Annotated in this window: 23 protein-coding genes; 9 read left to right on the forward strand and 14 right to left on the reverse strand. The window is 59.8% G+C overall.

Annotated features, from left to right (window positions below; all coding sequences use genetic code 11):
- Window positions 1-64 precede the first annotated feature (64 nt).
- Window positions 65-1999 carry a protein kinase YeaG gene (yeaG, locus tag DBY73_RS01215; protein ID WP_112009406.1) on the reverse strand — a complete coding sequence of 645 codons (1935 nt, stop codon included), beginning with the start codon at window positions 1997-1999 and terminating at the stop codon, window positions 65-67.
- Window positions 2000-2431: 432 nt separating this feature from the next.
- Between yeaG and DBY73_RS01220 the strand changes: the two genes are divergently transcribed.
- Window positions 2432-3178 carry a MipA/OmpV family protein gene (locus DBY73_RS01220; protein WP_112009407.1) on the forward strand — a complete coding sequence of 249 codons (747 nt, stop codon included), beginning with the start codon at window positions 2432-2434 and terminating at the stop codon, window positions 3176-3178.
- A gap of 75 nt (window positions 3179-3253) precedes the next feature.
- Here DBY73_RS01220 and DBY73_RS01225 read toward each other — a convergent pair whose 3' ends face one another.
- Together DBY73_RS01225 and gapA are read right to left on the reverse strand one after the other, a co-directional pair.
- Window positions 3254-4138, reverse strand: coding sequence for a D-hexose-6-phosphate mutarotase (locus tag DBY73_RS01225; RefSeq protein ID WP_112009408.1), 885 nt, complete (start codon window positions 4136-4138; stop codon window positions 3254-3256).
- Between the two features lie 74 nt (window positions 4139-4212).
- Complete coding sequence (gapA, locus tag DBY73_RS01230) at window positions 4213-5208, reverse strand: glyceraldehyde-3-phosphate dehydrogenase (RefSeq protein WP_014831506.1); 996 nt, start codon at window positions 5206-5208, stop codon at window positions 4213-4215.
- A 341-nt stretch (window positions 5209-5549) separates the two neighbouring features.
- On the opposite strand from gapA, the gene msrB reads away from it, so the two are divergent.
- Both msrB and DBY73_RS01240 read left to right on the forward strand, forming a co-directional pair.
- Entirely contained in the window at window positions 5550-5963 is a 414-nt protein-coding gene (msrB, locus tag DBY73_RS01235; protein ID WP_112009409.1) for a peptide-methionine (R)-S-oxide reductase MsrB, read from the forward strand.
- A gap of 41 nt (window positions 5964-6004) precedes the next feature.
- Window positions 6005-6283, forward strand: a complete 279-nt coding sequence (locus DBY73_RS01240) for a YeaC family protein (protein ID WP_112009410.1) — start codon at window positions 6005-6007, stop codon at window positions 6281-6283.
- 59 nt (window positions 6284-6342) lie between these two features.
- Here the strand turns inward: DBY73_RS01240 and DBY73_RS01245 are convergent, their stop codons facing one another.
- From DBY73_RS01245 to sppA, 4 genes are all read right to left on the reverse strand, one after another.
- Window positions 6343-7599, reverse strand: coding sequence for a glycoside hydrolase family 18 protein (locus DBY73_RS01245; RefSeq protein WP_112009411.1), 1257 nt, complete (start codon window positions 7597-7599; stop codon window positions 6343-6345).
- Window positions 7600-7770: 171 nt separating this feature from the next.
- Window positions 7771-8412, reverse strand: coding sequence for a bifunctional nicotinamidase/pyrazinamidase (gene pncA / locus DBY73_RS01250; protein ID WP_112009412.1), 642 nt, complete (start codon window positions 8410-8412; stop codon window positions 7771-7773).
- 9 nt (window positions 8413-8421) lie between these two features.
- Window positions 8422-9438 carry an asparaginase gene (ansA, locus tag DBY73_RS01255; RefSeq protein ID WP_112009413.1) on the reverse strand — a complete coding sequence of 339 codons (1017 nt, stop codon included), beginning with the start codon at window positions 9436-9438 and terminating at the stop codon, window positions 8422-8424.
- Window positions 9439-9498: 60 nt separating this feature from the next.
- The gene (gene sppA, locus DBY73_RS01260) at window positions 9499-11355 is read right to left on the reverse strand and encodes a signal peptide peptidase SppA (protein ID WP_112009414.1); all 1857 of its coding nucleotides are present in this window, start codon (window positions 11353-11355) and stop codon (window positions 9499-9501) included.
- 167 nt (window positions 11356-11522) lie between these two features.
- Here sppA and DBY73_RS01270 point away from each other — a divergent pair, with 167 nt between their 5' ends.
- The 3 genes from DBY73_RS01270 to DBY73_RS01280 all read left to right on the forward strand — a co-directional run bounded on the left by DBY73_RS01270 (window position 11523) and on the right by DBY73_RS01280 (window position 15146).
- Window positions 11523-12074: an NAD(P)H nitroreductase gene (locus DBY73_RS01270; RefSeq protein ID WP_112009415.1), complete on the forward strand. Its 552-nt coding sequence runs from the start codon at window positions 11523-11525 to the stop codon at window positions 12072-12074.
- A gap of 116 nt (window positions 12075-12190) precedes the next feature.
- Window positions 12191-13234, forward strand: a complete 1044-nt coding sequence (gene selD / locus DBY73_RS01275; protein WP_112009416.1) for a selenide, water dikinase SelD — start codon at window positions 12191-12193, stop codon at window positions 13232-13234.
- A 4-nt stretch (window positions 13235-13238) separates the two neighbouring features.
- Complete coding sequence (locus DBY73_RS01280; protein ID WP_112009417.1) at window positions 13239-15146, forward strand: DNA topoisomerase III; 1908 nt, start codon at window positions 13239-13241, stop codon at window positions 15144-15146.
- Between the two features lie 66 nt (window positions 15147-15212).
- On the opposite strand, the gene gdhA is transcribed toward DBY73_RS01280, so the two are convergent.
- Complete coding sequence (gdhA, locus tag DBY73_RS01285; RefSeq protein WP_112009418.1) at window positions 15213-16556, reverse strand: NADP-specific glutamate dehydrogenase; 1344 nt, start codon at window positions 16554-16556, stop codon at window positions 15213-15215.
- 214 nt (window positions 16557-16770) lie between these two features.
- On the opposite strand from gdhA, the gene DBY73_RS01290 reads away from it, so the two are divergent.
- Window positions 16771-17043, forward strand: coding sequence for a YnjH family protein (locus DBY73_RS01290; RefSeq protein WP_112009419.1), 273 nt, complete (start codon window positions 16771-16773; stop codon window positions 17041-17043).
- Here the strand turns inward: DBY73_RS01290 and DBY73_RS01295 are convergent.
- Window positions 17003-17419 carry a pyrimidine (deoxy)nucleoside triphosphate diphosphatase gene (locus tag DBY73_RS01295; protein WP_112009420.1) on the reverse strand — a complete coding sequence of 139 codons (417 nt, stop codon included), beginning with the start codon at window positions 17417-17419 and terminating at the stop codon, window positions 17003-17005. The genes DBY73_RS01290 and DBY73_RS01295 overlap by 41 nt on opposite strands.
- A gap of 75 nt (window positions 17420-17494) precedes the next feature.
- Between DBY73_RS01295 and DBY73_RS01300 the strand changes: the two genes are divergently transcribed.
- Both DBY73_RS01300 and DBY73_RS01305 read left to right on the forward strand, forming a co-directional pair.
- Window positions 17495-18064, forward strand: coding sequence for a carboxymuconolactone decarboxylase family protein (locus tag DBY73_RS01300; protein WP_112009610.1), 570 nt, complete (start codon window positions 17495-17497; stop codon window positions 18062-18064).
- Complete coding sequence (locus DBY73_RS01305) at window positions 18057-18674, forward strand: CDP-alcohol phosphatidyltransferase family protein (protein WP_112009421.1); 618 nt, start codon at window positions 18057-18059, stop codon at window positions 18672-18674. The genes DBY73_RS01300 and DBY73_RS01305 overlap by 8 nt, the downstream gene beginning before the upstream one ends.
- Here the strand turns inward: DBY73_RS01305 and DBY73_RS01310 are convergent.
- The 5 genes from DBY73_RS01310 to DBY73_RS01330 all read right to left on the reverse strand — a co-directional run bounded on the left by DBY73_RS01310 (window position 18671) and on the right by DBY73_RS01330 (window position 24039).
- On the reverse strand, window positions 18671-19978 hold the full coding sequence (locus DBY73_RS01310) for a rhodanese-like domain-containing protein (protein ID WP_112009422.1): 1308 nt from the start codon (window positions 19976-19978) through the stop codon (window positions 18671-18673). The two genes, DBY73_RS01305 and DBY73_RS01310, sit on opposite strands and share 4 nt — an antisense overlap.
- A 73-nt stretch (window positions 19979-20051) precedes the next feature.
- Window positions 20052-20672 carry an ATP-binding cassette domain-containing protein gene (locus DBY73_RS01315; RefSeq protein WP_112009423.1) on the reverse strand — a complete coding sequence of 207 codons (621 nt, stop codon included), beginning with the start codon at window positions 20670-20672 and terminating at the stop codon, window positions 20052-20054.
- On the reverse strand, window positions 20672-22207 hold the full coding sequence (locus tag DBY73_RS01320) for a thiamine ABC transporter permease (RefSeq protein WP_112009424.1): 1536 nt from the start codon (window positions 22205-22207) through the stop codon (window positions 20672-20674). The genes DBY73_RS01315 and DBY73_RS01320 overlap by 1 nt, the downstream gene beginning before the upstream one ends.
- Window positions 22180-23340 carry an ABC transporter substrate-binding protein gene (locus tag DBY73_RS01325; RefSeq protein ID WP_112009611.1) on the reverse strand — a complete coding sequence of 387 codons (1161 nt, stop codon included), beginning with the start codon at window positions 23338-23340 and terminating at the stop codon, window positions 22180-22182. The genes DBY73_RS01320 and DBY73_RS01325 overlap by 28 nt, the downstream gene beginning before the upstream one ends.
- Window positions 23341-23355: 15 nt before the next feature.
- Window positions 23356-24039, reverse strand: a complete 684-nt coding sequence (locus DBY73_RS01330; protein WP_112009425.1) for a TVP38/TMEM64 family protein — start codon at window positions 24037-24039, stop codon at window positions 23356-23358.
- Between the last annotated feature and the right edge of the window lie 3 nt (window positions 24040-24042).

Here is a 24042-nt window from a genome sequence, read left to right on the forward strand (position 1 = left end):
CAGCGTCCGTAAGTGCCGGACATTTTGTTGGCCCGGTAAGCGCGAGCGCCACCGGGCACTTGTTTTAAGACGATTTCCGCACGCGCAGGTACCATTCACAGAGCAGGCGAACCTGCTTGCGGGTATAGCCTTTCTCCATCATGCGGTCGACAAAGTCGTCGTGCTTTTTCTGCTCGTCGGTTGAGGTTTTGGCGTTAAACGAAATGACCGGCAGCAGCTCCTCGGTGTTGGAGAACATTTTCTTCTCAATCACCGTGCGCAGTTTTTCGTAGCTGGTCCAGTTCGGATTGCGTCCGTTGTTGTGCGCTCTGGCGCGCAGCACGAAGTTGACGATTTCGTTACGGAAGTCTTTCGGGTTGCTGATCCCGGCAGGCTTCTCGATTTTCTCCAGTTCGGCATTCAGCGACTCGCGGTCAAACAGCTGGCCGGTGTCCGGATCGCGATACTCCTGATCCTGGATCCAGAAGTCGGCGTAGGTGACGTAGCGGTCGAAGATGTTCTGCCCGTACTCGGAGTAAGATTCCAGATAGGCGGTCTGGATCTCTTTGCCGATGAACTCGGCGTATTTCGGGATCAGGTAGCCTTTGAGGAACTCAAGGTAGCGCTCGGCCAGCTCCTGCGGGAACTGCTCGCGTTCAATCTGCTGCTCCAGAACGTAGAACAGATGCACCGGGTTGGCCGCCACTTCCGCATGGTCGAAGTTGAACACGCGGGAGAGGATCTTAAACGCAAAGCGCGTGGACAGGCCGTTCATCCCTTCATCCACGCCCGCGTAGTCGCGGTACTCCTGATAAGACTTCGCTTTCGGGTCGGTATCTTTCAGGCTCTCGCCGTCGTACACGCGCATTTTTGAATAGATGCTGGAGTTTTCCGGCTCTTTCAGGCGTGAAAGAATCGAGAAGCGCGACAGCGTTTCCAGCGTGCCGGGGGCGCAAGGCGCGTGTACCAGCTCGCTGTGGTTAAGCAATTTCTCGTAGATTTTGATCTCTTCGGAGATCCGCAGGCAGTAAGGCACCTTGACGATGTAAACGCGGTCAAGGAACGCCTCGTTGTTTTTGTTATTACGGAACGTGACCCATTCGGATTCGTTCGAGTGGGCGAGGATGATCCCGTTAAACGGCAGGGCGGAAATACCTTCCGTCCCGTTGTAGTTGCCTTCCTGGGTCGCGGTCAGCAGCGGATGCAGCACTTTAATCGGCGCTTTGAACATCTCGACGAATTCCATGATCCCCTGGTTCGCCCGGCACAGCGCGCCGGAATACCCGTAGGCGTCCGGATCGTTTTGCGCATGGTGTTCCAGCTTGCGGATATCCACTTTACCGACCAGCGCTGAAATATCCTGGTTGTTCTCATCGCCCGGTTCGGTTTTGGCGATGGCAATCTGCTCGAGAATGGACGGCCAGACCTTGACGACGCGGAACTTGGTGATGTCCCCGCCGAACTCGTGCAGGCGTTTTGCCGCCCACGGCGACATAATGGTGCCGAGATAGCGGTGCGGGATGCCAAACTCTTTATCCAGAATTTGCGCATCTTCCTGCGGATTAAACAGGCACAGCGGATGGTCGTTTACCGGGCTGCGCTCGCCGTTGGCGCTCAGCACATAGATCGGCACGCGCTGCATCAGCGCTTTCAGCCGTTCCGCGAGAGACGACTTACCGCCGCCCACCGGGCCGAGTAAATACAGAATCTGTTTCTTCTCTTCCAGGCCCTGAGCGGCGTGCTTCAGGTAGGAGACGATCTGCTCAATGGCATCTTCCATGCCGTAGAACTCTTCAAACGCGGGGTATCGGGCAACCACCCGATTCGAAAAGAGACGGGAAAGCCGTGGCTCCAGGGCAGTATCGACCATGTTTGGCTCACCGATAGCCATCAATAGCCGTTCTGCCGCATTGGCATAGGCACTGCGATCTTGCCGACAAATGGTAAGAAACTCCTGCAGTGTGAACTCTTCGTCCTTGGCAGCTTCATAACGCTGGCGATAGTGATCGAATATATTCATGGCATGCCGTCCTTTCGTTTTTTAGCACAGGATAAGAGCCGTTCGTATGAGTAGTGGAGGCTCCCGGAAGAGAATGTCTCGCACCTCACTGCCAGAGCAGCAACCTGTGTGCCAGGTCGGACGCTAATAACCGCAGGGCGTTCAGCAAAATCTCTTCTCAAATTAAAGCGTAGATGGCATTTGCAAAACTTGCATGCGAGGAAAATCTAATTTCAATGACATATCAATAACTCATCCTTGAAAACCCGCGGTCGTTATAAGGCGTACGCGCGATTTTCATTTATCAGTCACATATATGAAAACGGACTGTCATCTGAAAAGTAAAAAATATCGGATTTATCAAACGCATTAGCGGGCAAAAAGTTTTGGGATGTTCGCGTTTGGCGGTTACACTTCACCCGCTGATTATTTGACTACAGGAAAGAATGGATTGTGACCAAACTCAAACTTCTGGCATTGGGCGTTCTCGCCGCCACCGCAGTAACCACCGCACACGCGGAGAGTCAGTGGACAGTAGGTGCGGGGGTTGGCGTAATCAACAGCCCGTATAAACAGTACGATCGCGATGTCTATCCGGTTCCGGTTGTCACCTATGACAGTGATAACTTCTGGTTCCGCGGTCTGGGCGGCGGCTACTATCTGTGGAACGACAAGGCTGACAAGCTCTCCATTATGGCGTACTACGACCCGACGCACTTTAAGCCGGGCGACAGCGACAGTAACTCCCTGCGCCAGCTCGACAAACGCAGAAGTTCTCTGATGGCGGGCCTTTCTTACGTTCACAACACCGAGTATGGCTTCCTGCGCACCGCGCTGGCGGGTGATACGCTCGACAACAGCAACGGCTTCATCTGGGATCTGGCCTGGCTCTATCGTTACACTAACGGCGCGCTGACGCTGACGCCGGGCATCGGCGTGCAGTACAGCAGTGAAAACTATAACGACTACTACTATGGCGTGTCTAAAAACGAGTCTCGCCGCAGCGGTCTTAATAGCTACAGCGCCGATGATGGTTGGGATCCGTACCTGGAACTGACCGCCAGCTACAACTTCCTGACCGACTGGAGCGTGTACGGCACTGGCCGCTACGTGCGCCTGAGCGATGAAGTGAAAGATAGCCCGATGGTCGACAAGTCCTGGTCCGGCATCTTCTCTGTGGGTGTGACCTACAAGTTCTAAGAATGCATTAATAGTGCAGTCTTTGCATCAAAACGGGGCGCTTGCGCCCCGTTTGCTTTATGTCAGTGCGGACGTTTAGCGTTTAACCAGCTTAATCGTCTGCCCTAAACGAGACGGTTTTTCTTCACTCGCTTTCTGCGGCGCGGTCACGCAGGCGGTTTCCACGCAGACAAAGCTTTTGTATCCCTCATCCGGCATGTCGGCCATGCTGACGGACAGCGCCGGGCCCGGGTTCCAGCCCACAACATCGTTATGATGATGGTGAACGACCTCAATGCTCCGGTTCATCTTGCCGTCATGAATAACGCTGCAGGCTTCAGGATGGAAATAGACGCGGTCGGTACGGTCCGGGAAGGTCTGCACGCCGTCGCTCAGCTTGCCTTCCTTTGCGTTATCCACTTTGTCGATAAAGTTATTGCCAAGGCCGCTCACCTTCACCGCGCTGATATCGCCCACGTTGAAGTAGGTGTGCAGGGCAGACGTGGTTTCAAAATCACCGTGCGCTTCCAGCTCGATTTCACAGGTTTTGCCCAGCTTGAAGCGGGCGTAAAGCGTGAAGTCGTGCGGCCAGAGGGCGCGGGTTTCATCATTCGCCTGAAGTTCAAAGGTCAGCACCGCGCCGTTTTCATCTTCATTGTGTGCTTTTAGCGTCCACTGCTGGTTGCGGGCAAAACCGTGCGAAGGTAATCCTTGCTGTGCTGAAGGGCCAAACCACGGCCAGCAGATCGGCACGCCGCCGCGAATGGCTGCGCCTTTCTTGAAGGACGTTTCACTGCTGAGCCATAGCGCTTCTTCTTCGCCTTCCGGTTTCCAGGAGAGCAGATGAGCGCCGTTCAGCGCTACGGACGCTTTCACGCGAGGGTGGTCAACGACGATAACGTCAGCACCGTCAATCTGACGACGGGAGAGCACAGGGGTAAGTTGTTCGACTACCGGAAGTGCAAAAATTTTATTATTCATTCAGCAATCCTCTGTCTTAAAACAATAAAAAAGGCGACCGAAGTCGCCTTTTTGGATCAGATTCTCATCTCAACTTATTTGGAGATGTGAGCGATCAGGTCCAGTACTTTGTTAGAGTAGCCGGTTTCGTTGTCGTACCAGGAAACCAGTTTAACGAAGTTGTCGTTCAGTGCGATACCTGCTTTAGCATCGAACACGGAAGTGCACACTTCGCCGTTGAAGTCGGTAGATACAACGTCGTCTTCGGTGTAACCCAGAACGCCTTTCATTGCGCCTTCGGAAGCAGCTTTGATTGCTTTCTTAATTTCTTCATAAGAAGCAGCTTTTTCCAGACGAACGGTCAGGTCAACTACAGATACGTTTGGAGTTGGAACGCGGAACGCCATACCAGTCAGTTTGCCATTCAGTTCTGGCAGTACTTTACCTACAGCTTTAGCTGCACCGGTAGAGGATGGGATGATGTTCTGAGCCGCGCCACGGCCGCCGCGCCAGTCTTTGTGAGACGGGCCATCAACGGTTTTCTGAGTAGCGGTGGTTGCGTGAACGGTAGTCATCAGACCTTCGATGATGCCGAAGTTGTCGTTGATAACTTTAGCCAGCGGAGCCAGGCAGTTGGTGGTGCAGGATGCGTTGGAAACGATGTCCTGGCCAGCGTAGGTTTCGAAGTTTGCACCGCGAACGAACATTGGGGTGTTGTCTTTAGAAGGACCGGTCAGAACAACTTTTTTCGCACCTGCGGTGATGTGTTTACGCGCGGTTTCGTCGGTCAGGAAGATACCGGTTGCTTCAGCAACAACGTCAACACCGATTTCGTTCCATTTCAGGTTAGCTGGGTCTTTCTCAGCAGTAACGCGGATGGTTTTACCGTTAACAACCAGGTGGCCGTCTTTCACTTCAACGGTGCCGTCGAAACGACCGTGAGTTGAGTCGTACTTCAGCATGTACGCCATGTATTCAGCGTCCAGGAGATCGTTGATACCAACGATTTCGATGTCAGAACGTTTCTGAGCAGCACGGAAAACAATACGGCCGATACGGCCAAAACCGTTGATACCTACTTTGATAGTCATATATTCCACCAGCTATTTGTTAGTGAATAAAAGGTTGCCTGTAAAATTACAAAAACCTTACGCAGCGTCAAGCGGAATCGTGTCAATCATTGCGACAAATCAATCCTGTGACTAACGTTTGTGCGACTGACTCGCCTCACTTTCCCTTTGAGCTAGCAACCACATGGGGGCTGCGGGCGGGATTTTAAAGGCCTCACAGGATAAAAATGTGAAAAAGATCACAATTGCCTGACCGCCTTTTCGCGACACATAAGTTTAGAACAAAAGTGTGCGCGCTGGTGTTAATGTTTTGTTAGAATCAGGGGTAAAAGATGTCTGTTTCTACAGCGAGATGTAAGCATATGTCGAACCAACGTAACCCCGACGATTTGAAAAAAAACCTCACCGAAATGCAGTTTTACGTGACGCAAAATCACGGCACTGAACCGCCGTTTACCGGGCGTTTGCTGCACAACAAGCGAGACGGCGTCTATCACTGCCTGGTGTGCGATTCACCGCTGTTTAACTCGCAAACGAAATACGACTCGGGCTGCGGCTGGCCGAGCTTTTATGAGCCGGTTAGCGATGATGCGATCCGCTACCTGACCGACTCATCGCACGGCATGGTGCGCACCGAAATTCGCTGCGGAAACTGTGACGCACATCTCGGCCACGTGTTCCCGGACGGCCCCCAGCCAACGGGCGAGCGTTTCTGCGTCAATTCAGCCTCAATGAGCTTCACCGACGATGAGAATGGCGACCAAACCAAAGGTTGAAAAAACGATTCAGCAAATTATTCCTTTGAAAGGGAGGCATCATGAATATTGAGGACATGATTAGCGGTATGACGCCGGAAGTTTATCAGCGTCTGGTGACGGCGGTTGAGCTGGGAAAATGGCCGGACGGCGTGGCGCTGACCCCGGAGCAAAAAGAGAACAGCCTGCAGCTGGTGATGCTCTGGCAGGCGCGTCACAACACCGACGCGCAGCACATGACGATCGACACCCAGGGGCAGATGGTGATGAAGAGCAAGCGCGAGCTCAAAGAGGATTTTGGCATCACGCCAAAGCCGATCGCGACGATGAAAATGCAATAACGGTACGGGTTGATGCCCTTACCCAACCCTCTCCCACAGGGAGAGGGCTGATTATCCTACTACTTACGCGGGATCCCGAGAGACTCCGCCAGCTGCTTCGCGAGCTGATTATTGTCGTCAGCGCCATACTCCCAGAACATCGCGCCCGCCAGGCCTTTCTGCTTGATGTAGTCCGCTTTGAGCGCCACGGAACGCGGGTTTTCATACGAGATCGCAAACAGTTCTTTGCCTTCGGCTGACTTCACCGACAGCCACGGCACCTTCGCCTGGTCATCCCAGTGCTCCGTAAAACGCTTCTGCGGATCGTTGAGCAGCTTTTTGACGATGTCGTTGTACTTCACGTAGGTGTCTTTGGTCAGGTCATAGCCGAGCGACTTGAACAGCGCAATCTCCTGTGGGCCAAAGTAGGGCTGCGTGACCGGATTTTTTTGCGCGTCCGGCTTGCTCCAGTCGATGCCTGGCTCCACGGAGCGCTTCGGCACGCGGCCATAGAAGCCAATGCCGAGGTTCATCTGCTGCGGCTTCAGTCCGGCGGCAAGATAGTTATTGACCACAAAATCAACGCTGTATTTGTCCGCGGCAGCGACCGTTGGCCACGCGCTGGAGTCGTACAAATTGGCGTTGAAGTACTGCGTGCCATACGCCATGTCGTAGGTCATCAGGTTAATGTAGTCGAGAAGCGGGGCGATGGCCTTCACGTCGACCCAGCTTTTCGGACTTTCCGCATTCGCGCCGACCGCGATGGTCACCAGCTTTTTCTTCCCGAACGCGTCGCGCATCTCTTTCAGCAGGGCGGTAAAGTTATCCCGGTCGGCCGGCGTGCTGGCGACCAGCCCCCACGCGCCGTTAACCGGAAACTCCCAGTCCAGATCGATCCCGTCCAGACCGTATTTTTCGACAATCTCCTGCGCGGAGCGGATAAATACCGCGCGCGTCTCTTTTGTCGCCGCCGCGCCGGAGAAACCGCGCGCTCCCCAGCCGCCCACGGAAAGCAGCACCTTCAGATTGGGGTTTTGTTTACGCAGAACGGGGATTAGCGCCAGGTCGGACGCCACCTTGGGCGACAGCCAGATTTGATGCAGCTTGGCGGGATCTTTCAGCGCGGCGTTGGTTTCGTCTTTCTCATCGTTATAAACGAGGCCAAACGAGTAGTTGAGATGGGTGATTTGGCGCACGTCAAGCGTGTTGATGTCGCCGCCCGGCCCGGCGGTAACATCGCCTCCGCCGTTGAAGTAGCCTACGGACATCAGGGAACTGGCAGAAGCAACTGATGCGCACAGCAAGGGTAAAGCTGCCAGCAAGGGCAAACGTTTCATAGGTGTTCCTCTTTGACTTAAAAAAATAACCACGCCACAACAAGGGCGTGGCGAAAAAACAGCCTGAAAAGAATAGCATCGCCGCTTCGCTTGAGATGCGAGGGAGTTCACTTTATGGGATATCGGTGAGGGGATTGCCGGGTAAGCGTCAGCGCCACCCGGCTTAAAAAACTATGCCTGCGTCTCCAGCCAGTCGGCCAGCGTATACAGCGTCGCGCCTTCTGCGGCCATCTCCATAAACGCCTGCGCGCCGTCCTGCGGGTTAATATTTACCCCGCGGCAGCCGTCGGTAATCACGCTGACGGTGTAGCCAAGCTGCAATGCGTCCAGCACGGTGAACTTCACGCAGTAGTCCGTTGCCAGGCCCATCACGATCAGCTCGGTGATTTCATGGTGGTGCAGCCACGCGTCCAGCGCCGTTTTCTGACGGTGCCCGTTATCAAAAAACGCGCTATAGCTGTCGATCGCCGGGTTTTCCCCCTTATGGAAGACCGCGTCGATGGCTTTCTGATTCAGGAGCGGATGCAGATCCGCGCCTTCCGAGTGCTGCACGCAGTGATCGGGCCAGAACGTTTGCGCCAGCCCGTCCAGCTCTCCCTGGGTATAGGGTTCAACGCCGTGCTGGCTGGCAAAGCTGCCGTGGTTGGCGGGGTGCCAGTCCTGGCTTGCGACCACCGCCTCGCTGCGGGTTTTACACCAGTCGATAAGCGTATTCGCCACGTCAACGGTGCTATCGCCTTGTGCGACGGCCAGTGCGCCGCCCGCGCAGAAATCATTTTGCAAATCGACCAGTAACAGGGCGCGTTGCTTCATGGTGCCTCCTTATTCGTCCGGGGTCAGTTCGCCGCGCAGGTTTTGCATCATGGCGCTGCGGATGGACTGAACGTCCAGATCCTGACTCAGTAAATAGTGAAGTTTAGTCAGCGTCGCTTCCACGGTCATATCAAAACCGCCGATGACCCCCGCGTGCGCCAGCGCGTTGCCGGTCGCGTAGCCGCCCATGTTGACTTTGCCGGACATGCACTGGGTCAAATTGACCACCACAATCCCGCGCTTGCTCGCTTCCTGAAGTTCCTTCAGGAACTCGCCGTTCTGCGGCGCGTTGCCCACGCCGTAGGAGCGCAGGATCAGCGCTTTCACCGGCTGGCGCAGGAAGTTGCGCACCACGTCGGCGGAAATGCCGGGGTAAATCGTGACCACGCCAATCGGCTGCGGCGTGATCGGGTGAACGATCAGCTCGCCCGCGGTATGCGGCGCAGGAGGCGTGCCGAGGCGGCGAATGTGGATACCCGCCTCCAGCAGCGGCGGCAGGTTCGGTGAGGCAAACGCGTCGAATCCGTCGGCGTGCGCTTTGGTGGTGCGGTTGCCGCGGTACAGGCGGTTGTTGAAGAACAGCGACACTTCGTTGATCGGGTAATTGGCCGCCACGTACAGGGAGTTCAGCAGGTTAATCTGCCCGTCGGAGCGCAGCTCGGCAAGCGGGATCTGCGAGCCGGTCACGATGACGGGCTTGCTGAGGTTCTCCAGCATGAACGACAGCGCCGAGGCGGTAAACGCCATGGTGTCGGTGCCGTGCAGAATAACGAAGCCGTCGTAGCGGTCGTAATTGGCCTTAATGTCATCCGCAATATGCTGCCAGTCTTCCGGCGTCATATCGGAGGAGTCCATCAGCGGTTCATATTCATGGATGGTAAAATCCGGCATTTCCGGGCGGTGAAACTCCGGCATTAGCGCCAGCTGGCGCTGGAGGTGACCCGAGACCGGGATATAGCCATTTTCCGAGCGCTGCATACCAATGGTACCGCCGGTATACGCCACATAGATTGATTTCTTCTGCATGATGGTGAGTTCTTGTGCTTCAAAGAAAAAATCCCCTCTTCGCGTGAAGAGGGGACGGGGTTAACGGACGTTAGCGCAGGTCAGGCAAAATGCGTAACGGCTTTGCGGATCGTTGAAGGCGGCAAGCTTATCGCTCTCTACCTTCATGGCTTTCGCCGCGCTGGCAACCGGGGCCGGCAGGTAAGCCTGCAGAGCCTCCGGCAGCGCAGCGCGCACGGAGCCGGACATGCTGTCCATCACCATATCGAAGAAGCTTGGCTCGTCCTGATAGTAATCGACGTGCCACTGCTTCAGCTTCGCCAGCTCGGCCGCTTTTTTCACCGCGTCATCGAAATCGCCGAGGCTGTCCACCAGGCCGTTGCTTTTCGCATCCTGGCCTGTCCAGACGTGGCCCTGCGCAATCTGGTCAATTTGCTCAGGCGTTTTCTTACGGGAGTCCGCCACCAGGGTGATAAAGCGCTTATAGCCGTTTTCAATGCTGAGCTGCATCATCTCCGATACTTCCGGCGGCAGGGACTTGGTCACCGAGACGTCCGCCAGCGGGGAGGTCGCCACGCCGTCGGTATGCACGCCGAGGTAATCCAGGCTGTTTTCCACGGTGTTGATCACGCCGAAGATGCCAATCGAGCCGGTCAGCGTGCTTGGGCTCGCCACGATGTAGTTCGCCGGCGTGGAGATCCAGTAGCCGCCAGAGGCCGCCATGCCGCCCATAGACACCACCACCGGCTTGCCCGCGGCGCGCGCGGCGGCCAGCTCGGCGCGGATCACCTCAGAGGCGCTGACGCTGCCGCCAGGGCTGTTTACGCGCAGCACAATGGCCTTCACTTTCGGATCGAGGCGCGCGTCGCGGATTTGCGATGCGGTGGTATCCCCGCCCACGTTCCCCGGCGTTTCCTCACCGTCCATGATCGCGCCGTTGGCAAAGACCACGGCGATGCTGTCGCCGCTGTCGGCAGGTTTCTTCGCCGCGTAGTCATACATACTGACCGCGCTGTAGTTTTTGTCCTCTTTGCTCCAGCCAAACTGCTTGGTTAGCGATTTTTCGATATCCGCGCTGGTGCCCAGCGCATCCACCAGCTTGCTGTCGAGGGCGTATTTCGCGGTATCGCCATCCACCTTGCGCAGGCCGTCCAGCACGGCGCGCGCGCCCGGGAAGACTTGCTCAGCGGTGATCTGGCGGTTAGCCGCAACGATGTTCAGGTAGTTTTGCCACAGCTCGCCAATCCAGCGGCTGTCCGCTTCGCGCGCGGCGGGCGACATATCGTCACGGATGAACGGCTCAACGGCGGATTTATAGGTGCCGACGCGGAAGACGTGGGTGGTCACCTTCAGCTTGTCGAGCAGGGATTTGTAGTACAGGCCGTTGGTTGCAAAGCCGTGCAGATCCACGGTGCCCTGCGGAGAGAGCCAGATCTTATTGGCGAAGCTGGCCAGATAGTATTGCCCCTGGCTGTAGCTGTCGCCCACGGCAATCACCGGCTTGCCGCTGTCGCGGAACTCGCGCAGGGCCTTACCGACGTACTGCATGGACGGCTGATCGCCACCGGCGAAATCTTTTAGATCCAGCACGATGCCGGTAATGTTGCGATCGTCTTTCGCCTGGCGAATGGTATCGACAATATCAAACAGGGAATTTTCCTGCAGGCGGTCGGAGGTTGCGCCAAAGAGCTGGCGGCCAATGACGCCAAGACGATTGCTGGCAGACGGCTTATCAACGATAACGCCCGTAATATCCAGCAGCAGCGCGCCGCGCGTAGAATTTTTGGACTGGGTCGCGTTGCTGATGTGCATCCACACGCCAACGCAGACCAGCAGCAGCGCGATGAAAAAGATATTCATTACCAGATTGCGGGCGAAGTTGAGCAGTCGCCATGTCCATTTAAAGAAACCGGCAAAGATTCGCCAAAGGGTTCGCATGTATTCTCCCTAACCAGAAAGTGACCGTGTCCGTCGCCATGGGACGACGTTGTGAGGCTATCGTAATGACCCAACTGCCTCTTGTCAGCAGGAATCGCCTGCCGCGCTGTAACAAATTCTGCTCTCGTGTTAATTTTGTGAATAAATTTCATGACAGGAGTTAACCAATGGACGCACTTGAACTGCTTGTTAACCGCCGAAGCGCCTCACGTCTCGCTGAGCCAGCCCCGGCGGGCGAACAGCTGGAGAACATACTGCGTGCGGGACTGCGCGCGCCGGATCACGGCACGCTTCAGCCGTGGCACTTCTATATTATTGAAGGCGAAGGCCGCGAGCGTTTTAGCGCACTGCTGGAAAAAGGGGCGGTGGCTGCCGGTCAGGATGAGAAGGGCATTGAGAAAGCGCGCAGCGGCCCGTTCCGCGCGCCGATGATCATCGCCGCGGTGGCAAAATGTCAGGCCGGGCACAAAGTCCCCGTTTGGGAACAGGAGATGTCGGCGGGCTGTGCGGTGATGGCGATGCAGATGGCGGCCGTGGCGCAGGGCTTTAACGGCATCTGGCGCACCGGCCCGCTGACCGAAAGCCCGGCCGTGCGGGAAGGACTATCCTGCGGCGAGCATGATAAAATCGTCGGTTTCCTCTACCTTGGCACCCCGCAGCTAAAAGCCTCCAGCACCATTAGCGTGCCGGATACCTCACCTTTCGTCAGCCGTTTCTGATAACGCGCGCTAAACTGTCTGGATTCTGAGCATCTGCCGCAGAATTCAGACAGTCATACTTACCTCTTTATGGAATGAGCGCTACCATAGCGCGATTGCAATGACAGGAGATGTCCATGAGCGAGCAAACTATTCGTTTAACGCAATACAGCCACGGAGCCGGTTGCGGTTGTAAAATTTCCCCGAAGGTGCTGGAAACCATCCTGCACAGCGAGCAGGCGAAGTTTATCGACCCGAACCTGCTTGTCGGTAACGAAACGCGTGACGATGCCGCGGTGTATGACCTGGGTAACGGCACCAGCATTATCAGCACCACCGATTTCTTTATGCCGATCGTCGATAACCCGTTCGATTTCGGGCGCATCGCGGCCACCAATGCCATCAGCGATATCTTCGCGATGGGCGGCAAGCCGATCATGGCGATCGCGATCCTGGGCTGGCCAATCAATACCATTCCGCCGGAAATTGCCCGCGACGTGATTGAGGGCGGGCGCTTTGCCTGCCAGCAGGCGGGCATTGCGCTGGCGGGCGGCCACTCTATCGATGCGCCGGAGCCGATCTTTGGCCTGGCGGTCACCGGCGTCGTGCCGACCGAGCGCGTGAAGCGCAACAGCACCGCGCAGGCGGGCTGCAGGCTGTTCCTCACCAAGCCGCTGGGCATTGGCGTGCTGACCACCGCCGAGAAAAAATCCCTGCTGAAGCCGGAGCACGTCGGGCTGGCGACGGAGGTGATGTGCCAGATGAACCTCGCGGGCGCGGCGTTCGCCAATATCGACGGCGTGAAGGCGATGACCGACGTAACCGGATTCGGTCTGCTCGGCCACCTGAGCGAAGTGTGCCAGGGCGCGGGGGTACAGGCGCAGGTCTGGTATCAGGACGTGCCTAAGCTGCCGGGCGTGGAAGCGTACATCGCGCAGGGCGCGGTGCCGGGCGGGACGCAGCGTAACTTTGCCAGCTACGGTCACCTGATGGGCGACATGCCCGGCGAGTGGCGCGATCTGCTGTGCGATCCGCAAACCTCCGGCGGCCTGCTGCTGGCGGTCACGCCGGAATCGGAAGCCGAGGTTCAGGCAACGGCCGCGGAGTTCGGCATCACCCTGACCGCCATCGGCGAGCTGGTTACCGCCCGCGGCGGCCGTCCGATGATTGAGATCCGCTAAGTCGATGCGGTTGTTTATTGCCGAAAAGCCGAGCCTGGCCCGCGCCATTGCCGACGTGCTGCCTAAGCCGCACCGCAAAGGCGACGGCTTTATCGAATGCGGTAACGGGCAGGTGGTCACCTGGTGTATAGGTCACCTGCTCGAGCAGGCGCAGCCGGACGTCTACGACAGCCGCTACGCGCGCTGGAACCTCAACGATCTGCCCATCGTGCCGGAAAAATGGCGCCTTCAGCCGCGTCCTTCCGTCACCAAACAGCTCAACGTGATCAAGCGCTTCCTGCACGAGGCGTCTGAAGTGGTTCACGCGGGTGACCCGGACAGGGAGGGGCAACTGCTGGTGGATGAAGTGCTGGATTACCTTGAGCTGGCGCCGGAAAAGCGCCAGCAGGTGCAGCGCTGCCTGATCAACGACCTCAACCCGCAGGCCGTCGAGCGCGCCATCTCGCGCCTGCGCGCCAACAGCGAATTTATCCCGCTGTGCGTGTCGGCGCTGGCCCGCGCCCGCGCCGACTGGCTCTACGGGATCAACATGACCCGCGCCTACACCATTCTTGGGCGTAACGCGGGCTATCAGGGCGTGCTCTCCGTCGGGCGCGTGCAGACCCCGGTGCTTGGGCTGGTGGTGCGCCGCGACGAGGAGATTGAGAACTTCGTCGCCAAAGACTTTTTTGAAGTGAAGGCGCACATCGTCACGCCGAAAGAGGAACGCTTTACCGCCGTCTGGCAGCCGAGCGACGCCTGCGAATCGTACCAGGATGAAGAGGGGCGCCTGCTGCACCGCCCGCTGGCGGAGCACGTGGTCAACCGCATTACCGGCCAGCCCGCCATCGTCACCAGCTATAACGATAAACGGGAATCAGAACCTGCGCCGCTGCCGTTTTCGCTGTCCGCCCTGCAGATTGAGGCGGCCAAAAAGTTCGGCATGAGCGCGCAGAACGTGCTGGATATCTGCCAGAAGCTCTACGAAACCCACAAGCTGATCACCTATCCGCGCTCGGACAGCCGCTACCTGCCGGAAGAACACTTTGCCGGACGCCACTCGGTGATGAACGCCATCGGCGTACACGCGCCGGACCTGCTGCCGCAGCCTGCCGTTAACCCGGACACCCACAACCGCTGCTGGGATGACAAAAAGGTGGATGCTCACCACGCCATCATCCCGACGGCGCGGACCAGTAGCGTAAATCTGACCGAGAACGAATCGAAGGTCTATGGCCTGGTTGCCCGCCAGTACCTGATGCAGTTCTGCGCGGACGCGGTGTTCCGCAAGTGCACGATCGAGCTGGAGATTGCCAAAGGGAAGTTCGTTGCCAAGGCGCGTTTTCTCGCGGAAGCGGGCTGGCGCACGCTGCTGGGCAACAAGGAGCGCGACGAGGAAAACGACGGCACGCCGCTGCCGGTAGTGGCGAAAGACGACGAGCTGCTGTGCGAGAAGGGCGAAGTGGTTGAGCGTCAAACCCAGCCGCCGCGCCATTTCACCGACGCCACGCTGCTGTCGGCGATGACCGGGATCGCCCGCTTCGTGCAGGATAAAGATCTGAAGAAGATCCTGCGTGCGACGGACGGTTTAGGTACCGAGGCCACGCGCGCGGGGATCATCGAGCTGCTCTTTAAGCGCGGTTTTCTCGAGAAAAAAGGACGCTATATTCATTCGACAGAGCCGGGACGCGCATTGATCCATTCGCTGCCGGAGCTGGCCGCCAGGCCGGACATGACGGCGCACTGGGAGTCGGTGCTGACGCAAATCAGCGAAAAGCAGTGCCGCTATCAGGACTTTATGCAGCCGCTGGTCGGCACGCTGTATCAATTGATCGATCAGGCGCGCAGCACGCCGGTGAAGCGGTTCAGAGGAATGGTTGCGCCGGGCGGCGGCGCGAAGAAGCCGTTTAAAAAGAGAAAGAGTGCGGCCTGACCGGTTTTCTCCCTCTCCCCATGGGAGAGGGACGGGGAGAGGGCTCCCGGCCGCACGATATAAACCTTAAATCACACCCTGCCCAATCATCGCATCCGCCACCTTCACGAATCCGGCGATATTCGCGCCGCGCACGTAGTTGGTCTGCGACGCCTCGCCGCCGTACTCCACGCAGGAATGGTGGATATCCAGCATGATGTGGTGCAGGCGCGCATCCACTTTCTCTGCCTTCCAGCCCATGCGGGCGGCGTTTTGCGCCATCTCCAGGCCGGACGTCGCCACGCCGCCCGCGTTCGCCGCCTTACCCGGCGCGAACAGCACGCCCGCCTCCAGGAACAGGTCGGTGGCTTCGATGGTGGTCGGCATGTTTGCGCCCTCCGCGACCGCCTTCACGCCGTTGGTGATGAGCGTGTGCGCGGCCTCGGCGTCCAGTTCATTCTGCGTGGCGCACGGCAGGGCGATATCCACCGGTACCGCCCACGGCTGTTTACCTTCCAGATAGGTCAGGCCAAACTCGCGGGCATAGTCGGCCACGCGGCCGTCGCGGCTGGCTTTGATTTCGCACAGGCGCGCCAGCTTCTCCGCCGTAAAGCCGGCTTCGTCCACCACCGTACCGCTGGAGTCCGAGGCGGTTACTACGCGTGCGCCAAACTGCATCGCCTTTTCGATGGCATACTGCGCGACGTTGCCGGAGCCGGACACCGCCACGCGCATGCCTTCAAAGCTCAGGCCGTGAAGCTTGAGCATCGCTTCGGTGAAGTAGACCAGGCCGTAGCCGGTCGCTTCCGGGCGAATCAGGCTGCCGCCGAACGAAAGACCCTTGCCGGTAAAGACGCAGGCGCTGTTGTTGGAGAGCTTTTTCATCATTCCGGCCATAAAGCCGACTTCGCGTCCGCCCACGCCAATATCGCCCGCCGGGACGTCGGTATCCGGCCCCAGGTGGCGATACAGTTCGGTCATCAGCGCCTGGCAGAAGCGCATCACTTCCCCTTCGCTTTTGCCTTTCGGGTCGAAATCGCTGCCGCCTTTGCCCCCGCCCATCGGCAGGGTGGTCAGCGCGTTTTTAAACGTCTGCTCGAAGCCGAGGAATTTTAAAATAGAGAGGTTAACGGAAGGGTGGAAGCGCATGCCGCCCTTGAACGGGCCGATTGCCGAGTTAAACTGCACGCGCCACGCGCGGTTGACCTGCACCTGATTGCGGTCGTCGACCCACGTCACGCGGAACTGAATAACGCGCTCCGGCTCGACCAGCCGCTCGAGCAGCGACATCTGGCGATAGCGCGGGTTTTCTTCAAGGAATGGCCACAGGGTGGTCATCACTTCGCGAACGGCCTGCGCGAACTCGCTTTGATGCGGGTCGCGCCGTTGAACATGGTTAAGAAAGTCTTCCAGAGAGCGTGTCTGATCCATAGATATAAGAACCTCTTATAATACGTAGGTGTTTTGTGTTGTTTTTTTGACTATACCACCCGCACCGCTTTGCGAGGCAAGCGGAAATTCCGCCAGAAAGGGAAATTCATTACGCGGCGCCTGTCATAACCAAAAGCGATGGTGAGATAAATTAAAGGTCGGGCCGTTTTTTACCGTTATAGTCATTATCAGAAGACAACAGGAAGAGACGTCTATGAATCGTTATGTTTTTACCGCGCTGCTGGCCCTTTTATCCGCAGGCGCGCAGGCCGACCGCATTCGCCCGGACGTGGAGGTCAACGTGCCGCCAGAGGTGTTTAGCACCAGCGGGCAGCGCGCGCAGCCGTGCAACCGGTGCTGTATTTATCAGGATCAAAACTATTCGGAAGGCGCGGTGGTGAAGGCTGATGGCGTACTGCTGCAGTGCCAGCGCGACGAGCGCACCATCAGCACGAACCCGCTGGTCTGGCGGCGCGTAAAAGAATAAACGCTTCAAGCAGGGGAATATCGGCGGGGGCCAGATCGTAGCCAAACGCCTCCTCCGGCGTACACCACGCCAGCCGCGCGTGGTAATGCGCCGTGGGCTCGCCGCGAAAGGCGGGCACATGCCACGCGTGGAGGTTTATCAGCCGCTGCGACACCTCGCGCCGGTGGCTTGCCACGTAGCGTTCAGGCTGGGCCTCAATGCCCAGCTCTTCGCGCAGCTCGCGGATCAGCGCCTCCGGCTGGGTCTCCCCGGCCTCCACCTTTCCGCCCGCGAACTCCCACATTCCCGGCTGGTCGGCGTGGGAAGGGCGCTGGGCCAGTAAAATGTTGCCGTCTTTTTCGATAATGGCCGCCACAACTTCGAGTGTTTTCAGCATGAGTGTCAATAATTGATAATGAAAACCGACATATTATCGTCCCCCTTCAAAGAGTCCAGCCGTCAGGAGAATCAGGTGAAAGAGACGACCGCCTGGGTAAGCCCCATCAACAACATTCCCGCCAGCCTTAAGCCCATCGCCGCCGTACAGAAGAAACATTTCGGCGCGGTGTTAAACCCCACCCGCTGGTGGGGCCGCATGCCGCGATTGTTCTGGCTGGTGGCGCTGTTCGTCGGCTTTCTGGAGCGGCGCAGCGCGCGGCTTAGCCCGGTGCTGCGCTCGCTGCTGATGACCCGCGTGTCGCAGCTTTGCCACTGCGCGTTCTGTATTGACGCCAACAGCCTGCGCCTGGCGGAGAGAGCGGGCGCGCGGGATAAAGTGCAGGCCGTGAGCGACTGGCATGCCTCCGCGCTGTTCAGCGAGGAAGAGCGCGCGGCGCTGGCGTATGCCGACGCGGTCACCGCCACGCCGCCCCGCGTGGACGAGGCCACAAAGGCCGACCTCAAGCGCCACTTTACGGACGAAGCCATTACCGAGATGACGGCGCTAATTGCGTTCCAGAATCTCTCCGCTCGCTTTAACGCCGCGCTGGAGATCCCCGCGCAGGGGCTGTGCGACAGCGCCAAAGGAAAGCCGCATGCTTGATCGTCACCTGCACCCGCGCGTCAAGCCCGCGCTCGGCCGCCTGGCCGCCGCGCTGGATAAGCCTTTTATCTCACCGGACGGTCTCACCCTGACCGGGTTTGCCATCGGCGTGCTGGCGCTGCCGTTTCTGGCGCTGGGATGGTATCCGGCGGCGCTGGCCGCCATTGTGCTGAACCGCCTGCTCGATGGCCTTGACGGCGCGCTGGCGCGCCGCAGGGGATTGAGCGACGCTGGGGGATTTCTGGATATCGCGCTTGATTTTCTGTTCTACGCGCTGGTGCCGTTTGGCTTCGCCCTCGCCGCGCCCGCAGAGAACGCGCTGGCGGCCGCCTGGCTGCTGTTCGCCTTTATCGGCACCGGGAGCAGCTTCCTGGCGTTTGCGGCGCTGGCCGCGAAGCACGATATTGATAACCCCGGCTATGCGCATAAGTCGTTCTATTACATTGGCGGGTTAACGGAAGGGACGGAGACGATCGCGCTGTTCGTGCTGTGCTGCCTGTTTCCGGCGCACTTCACGCTGTTTGCGTGGGCGTTTGGCGCGCTGTGCTGGCTGACCACCACAACGCGCATCTGGAGCGGATACGTAACGCTGAAGGCGCTCAGGCCCTAGCGCACGCTCTCAGGCCCGCGTTCGCCGGTGACCGTCGGGTTTTTCGGGTCGGCGCTCCATTCGTACCAGCCGCCGTCGTACACGGAGACGTTTTTCCAGCCCATCGCCCGCGCGTACATGAAGGTTTCCGACGCGCGCCAGCCCGTACCGCAGTAGAACGCCACGTGCTGCTCGGGCAGGATATTCCAGGTTTTCCACATGGCGGCGATGTCGTCCGCGCTGCGCATGGTGCCGTCCGGATTGTGGAAATCTTCCATGTGGGTCGCATCGCTGCCCGCGTGTCCCCAGCGCGCTCCCGCAATCTCGCCTTTTGGCTTGATGTAGCTATAGCCGCTGGTTTCCCCGATGAACTCCGGCCACGAGCGAATGCTGACCAGCGAGGCGTCCTGGCGATTGAGCATGCCGCGCGCCTGTTCCATATCAACCATCAGCTGAGGCTGGCCGGGGATAGGGGCACCAAAATCGGGGGCCGGTTTCACCTTCGGCGGCATGCCGCGTTCAACCGGCAGCCCGGAATCTGACCAAGTCTTCCAGCCGCCATCAAGCAGACGCACGTCCTTAACGCCCGCGTACAGCATAATCTGCGCCACGCGCGCCGCCGCATAGACGTCGCGGCCGTAGAGGATCACCGTGGTGTCGTGGCGAATGCCGTATTTTGCCAGCAGCGCCTTCAGCTTGTCGTCGGAGACTTTATTCCACAGCGGCTCGCTCTCGACGTCGTTGGTGTCGATGTAGTCCGCGCCGGGAATATGGTTCAGCAGATAGAACTTCGGCGCGCCCCAGGCGGCTTCAATCACCTTCCAGTCGCCCTTCGGCGCGGCAACCACCGGTTTACCCTGCTGCAGCTGGTGGATCCACTGCGGATAAACCAGCTGTTCGAAGTGCGGCAGGCGCTGCAGGCGATCGGCGGCCTGAAGGGCATCGCTCAGAAGGGAAATCTGCGTATAGCCCGCTTTTTCCAGCCGGGCCCGGACGGCCTGGTTATCGCTTTCGCTGCCGTAAAGCGCAATCGGCCTGTCGGCGGAAAGCTGATGGGCTTTTGCCCATGCGGCTATCTGCGCGTCGCTCATCGCGCCGAGCCACGAGGCGGAAAGGTTCAGCGCGGCGGGTTCATGCCCGGAAGGGGCGCTTAACGCCTGCGGCCAGCCGTTATAAAACGCGCTGGGGCGGGTATCGATCGCCGCGCCGTGCTGCTGTTGCAGCTGCTCAAGCGTGAGGGCGTGGGGCATGTTAGCCGCCAGGGAAGAGAATGAGGCGAGGCCGCAAAGCAGGGCCAGCGCGGTCAGTTGAGAAACACGTTTCATCGAAAATCCTGACACAGAAAAATGAGGGCGTCATTGTCGTCGTTCCCGTCGCGGAAAACATTGCGTTAGCACATTATTGCCAGCGAGAAAGCGCAATCACCTGGCCGCCGGGCGGAATATCGTTTTCATCATGCGTGACCAGCACCGCCGGAATATTGCGCGCGCGGACGGCGTCAAAGACCCACGCGCGGAAGCTGGCGCGCAGCGCGCTGTCGAGGCGGCTGAACGGCTCGTCCAGCAGCAGCGCCCGCGGCTCGGCAAGCAGGGCGCGAAGCAGGCTCACCCTCGCGCGCTCACCGCCGGAGAGCGTTGCGGGATCGCTATGATAATGGTGATTCAGCCCGGCCGACGCCAGCGCCGCCTGCACCGCCTCCCGACGCGCCTTTCCTGCCACGCGCGCGGGCAGCGCCAGCAGCAGGTTTTGCCCAACGCTGAAGTGGTCAAACAGCAGCGCGTCCTGGAAAAGAACGCCGATTCCCCGCTGCTCCGTGGGCAATTCATCGCAGCGGCGATCGTCCAGCCACAGCTCGCCCTGCGCCTGAAAATCCGCGGCAAGCGCGCCCGCCATCCACGAAAACAGCGTTGATTTCCCGCTGCCGGAGGCGCCCATCAGCGTGACGATCTCGCCGCGCGGTACGCAAAAATTCACCCCGCGAAACAGCGGCTCAATGGTGAGGTCGTTGACGTTGAGCATCAGCGTAATCCTTGTCGATAGCGCCCGGCGAGGCGGGCCAGCAGCGCGGCCACGCCGAACGCGCCGCCCGTTAACAGCAACAGCCCCAGCGCGCGGCTGGCGAGCACCGGCACGCTGCCGCCGCTGCTGAGCGCAACGGCCTCGGTGGTTAGCGTGGCGAGGCGTCCCGCGCCGAGCCACAGCGTAGGCATGTACTGGGCCATACTCACCGAAAACCCGGTGGCGAACGCCAGCAGCGCCGGGCGAAGCAGCAGGGGACATTTTAGCAGGCAGAAGATTTTTCCGCGCGACCAGCCCAGCGTTCTGGCGGTGAGGATCAGCCGGGGATCGAGCCTGCGCCAGGCGGGCTGCAGCATCAGCAGCATCCACGGCAGCACCCACAGCAGGTGGCTCCACAGCACGGTGGCATACTCACCGTCCAGGCCGAGCCGCAGCGCCAGCGCGTACTGGCCGGAAACGAGCGGCAGGGCGGGAAGCGCCAGCGGCAGCCAGATCCACAGCGCGCCGCGCCGGGGGCCCCACTCGAGCCAGAGGAAAATAACCGCCAGGGCGATCAGGCTCGACAGCAGGCCCAGGGACAGGCTGGTGCTGACAAGCGTCAGGGCGGCACCGTCGTCGCGCGCCAGCGCAACCAGCACGACCGTACACAGGATGCCGCAGGCGGGCAACAGCCAGCCCAGCGCGCGTTCGGGAAGCGGGGCGTGCGATATCCGTCGAACGCCGGACAGGTTCGGCACCGCGCGCCGCCAGGCTCTCCACAGGCCGTAGCCCAGCGCGGCCAGCGCCGCTAAAAGCGCCAGCAGAAGCAGGCACAGCAGCGTGCCCTTGACCTGCTGGCCCTCATCGCCCTGGCTCAGCCAGTGCCAGGCCAGCACCGCCAGCGTCGGCGGGTTCCCCGGACCGAGAACGATCGCCACGTCGACGGCCGAAAGTGACCAGGCCAGGACCGCGAGCATCACCGCGCCCAGCGCCGGGGCAATTGCCGGAATGACCAGCCAGGCCAGGCGCTGCAGCCTCCCGTAGCCGAGGGTTTGCAAGACCACGTTCTGCTGCGCCAGCCGCTGCTCCGGCAGCACCGCGCAGATGGCCCACAGCACGAAGGCGCTCTCCTTAACGGCGAGCGTAAATCCCAACCCGACGCCGTAACGGTCCAGCTGGGGCGCGCAGAGCGTGCAGAATCGGTAAAAAAGGCCGCCCTCGGCAAACACCAGCAGCACGCTGGTGGCAAACGCGACGTGGGGCACGGCCAGCAGCCACGGCAGGCGGCCGCTCAGGCGCTGCCAGCGCTCGCCGGGCCAGAGCAGGGCAACGAACCCGAGCGCGATCAGCAGCGCGCCGAGCGTGGCAATCAGGGTTGAAACCAGCGTGGCGGCCAGCGCCTGGGGTAGCTGCGGATCGCCGAGAAGCGACTGCCACCCCTCAGAGGAGAACGCCGGAGCCAGCAGGATGACGGCCGCGGGCACGAGCGGCACGTAAATCACCGCCATCGCCAGCCGGGCAAGGCCGCCTAGCGCGTACCGTAGCGGCGAAGCCATTCCTGCTCCAGCGCGTTCACCCAGGCGGCGTGCGGTTCAGCCAGCACCGCCGGCTGGCCCGCAGGCGTAAAGGCGGCAAGCGCTTTTGCCGCATCGGCGGGAAGCTTGCTCGCGTCCAGCACGCTCGGATCGCCCCAGACGGCGGGGTCGGCCTTGCGGATCTGCGCCCGCGGGGAGAGCAGGAAGTTAGCGACCATCTTTGCTCCCGCGCTGGCGCTGGCGTTTAGCGGGATCGCCACGAAGTGGACGTTTCCGAGCATGCCGTTGCGAAAGCCGAAGCTATAGCTGTCAGAAGGAAGCTCGCCGCTGGCCACCTTCTGCTGCGCGTGGGCCGGGTTAAAGGTCAGCGAAAAATTCAGGCTGCCGCTGGCTAGCAGCGCGTCCATTCTGGCGGGGGACGGCGGAAAATCTTTCCCCTCGCGCCACAGCAGCGGGTGCAGGGCGTCGAGCCAGGCCCAAAGCGGCGCGGTAACCTGGGCGAAATCGGCGTCCGGCGCTTTTTTTAGCGCGTCAGGATGCTCGGTCAGCGTGAGGAGCATCTGCTCAAGAAACGCGGTGCCGGTAAAGTCCGGCGGGCGAGGGTAGCTCACCTTGCCCGGATGCTGCTGCGCGTACGCCAGCAGCGCCTGCGGATCGGCGGGCGGCGTAGGCGTGCTGCCACGGCGGGCGATGAAGGTGAGCTGCGCGCCGCCCCACGGGGATTCAGCGCCCTCTGTGGCAACCGCAAAATCTTCCGTCACCGGCTTTTGCATATCGACGTAGCGCCAGTTCGGCAGCGTCTGCGCCCACCGGGTTTGCAGCAGGCCGGCCTCCTTCAGGGTGCGGAAATTCTCTCCGTTAACCCACAGCAGATCGACCGAGCCTTTCGCCGTGCGCCCCGCGCGGGCTTCCGTCTGAATGCGTTTAACCGCGTCGGCTGCGTCGGCCAGGCGTACGATTTTAAGGTCGATGGCGTAGTGGGTTTTCATCTCTCCGCTCACCCAGTCGAGATAGCGGTTTACCGCCGGGTCACCGCCCCAGGCGTTGAACCAGACCGTCTGGCCCTGGGCCTGTTGCTGGAGGGTTTGCCAGCTGTCTGCTGCCAGCACGGGGGCTGCAAAGAGCAGGCCTGTCAGAATCGCGCAAAAACGCACACGGCGCATGATGCCTCACTTTTTGGTCGAAAAGGGATAACGGGAAAGAAGCCAGCGGGTCACCAGCGGAAATAATCCCAGCAGTGTAAAGGCAACGATCAGCCCAGGCGACAGAATATCGCGCAGTGAGGTTATGTTTCCTAACGCGCGTCCGGCGTTCAGGAAAATGACCGTAGCGGGCAGCATCGCCAGCTGGCTAACCCACCAGTAGCGGCGCACGCCAAGGCGCGTGAGCCCCATCAGCAGGTTGACCAGGAAAAAGGGGAACAGCGGCATCAGGCGCAGGGCAAAAAGGTAGCCCGCGCCGTCGTGAGCCATACCGGCGTTGACCGTTTTCATCTGCAGGGCAAAACGCTGCTGGACCCAGTCGCGCAGCAGGTAGCGGCTGGCAAGCATCGCCAGCGTCGCGCCGAGCGTGGAGGCAAACGACACCAGCAGTACGCCCAGCCACGGGGTGAACAGCGCGCCGCCGAGCAGCGTCAGGAACGCCGCGCCGGGAATGGAGAGCGCGGAAACCAGCACATATACCGCAAAGTAGAGCAGCGCGCTCTGAACCGGCGCGTGATTAACCTGCGCAATCAGCGCGTGCTGGTGAGCTTTAATGGTATCGAGCGAGAGCGTGCCGGGCGGCAGAAAACGAAACGCAAGAATAAAGGCGCCCAGAAGGGCGCACAGGAAGAGGGTTTTACGCATGGTCACGCG

Origin of the sequence: Enterobacter sp. RIT418 (assembly GCF_003057745.1) — a bacterium.
GTDB lineage: Bacteria > Pseudomonadota > Gammaproteobacteria > Enterobacterales > Enterobacteriaceae > Enterobacter.